A 736-nucleotide genomic window follows, 5' to 3' on the forward strand; every position below is an offset into this window, starting at 1 on the left:
TGCATGACAAAGTTATCGGGCACTATCTGACGATAAATCATTACCAATAAACTGGAATCATTACCTAAAATGCCTTCCAGCTTTCCAGCCGATTCTGTTCCTCCATGTAATTGTACTCACACAAACAGATGTGCTCCCTTTCCGCAACAAGATTGTCAATTTCGGCATTGATAATGTTCGCGTAGGTTTGAGGGTCATCGGCCAGTGCGGTATCAATATTCAGGCTACAGCATTTTTCTGCAACAGAAAGCAACCCGTACACGTCGTTCATCGCTTTGCTGATTTGACAATTTACAGCTCCCGGAAATTCCGGGCTGTCACATAACAGACTCACGGCAACGACAGACTTTATTGTGCTGCAAGTAAGTTTGTTTTTGTCGGCGTCTGACTGATAACGCGTAATATCATTGGTGATTCTATCTTTAAGCGTACCTGCCTGCTTCAGCGCATCCTGTATTGATATATTGTTGGTCATATTTATCCTTATTTATTTGAGAGCATCACCCGTTGAGTTTCGGGAGCCACGGCGTTGACGTTTCGCGGGGGACTGCCGGTTTGTTCCGGGTTGTGAACCTCACCCGTTTGAAAACCTTCGCCGCAAAGGGAAAGCGCAGACACGGGCCGGTGCAGATGTCCGGTACGAGGGCGACATTATTTTGTAGTGGTCAACTAATTTTGGCCACACGACCTGACTGTTCGTGGAACAGCCGCTCTGATTCATTTGGCGTTAAGCCAC

General features: G+C 46.7%; 1 protein-coding gene. It reads right to left on the reverse strand.

Going from position 1 to position 736, the window contains the following annotated elements:
• Nucleotides 1-64: 64 nt before the first annotated feature.
• Complete coding sequence (locus tag IAE27_RS29300) at nucleotides 65-475, reverse strand: hypothetical protein (protein ID WP_200093429.1); 411 nt, start codon at nucleotides 473-475, stop codon at nucleotides 65-67.
• Nucleotides 476-736: the final 261 nt, after the last annotated feature.

This window comes from Klebsiella sp. S69 (assembly GCF_016516145.1).
GTDB lineage: Bacteria > Pseudomonadota > Gammaproteobacteria > Enterobacterales > Enterobacteriaceae > Klebsiella > Klebsiella oxytoca.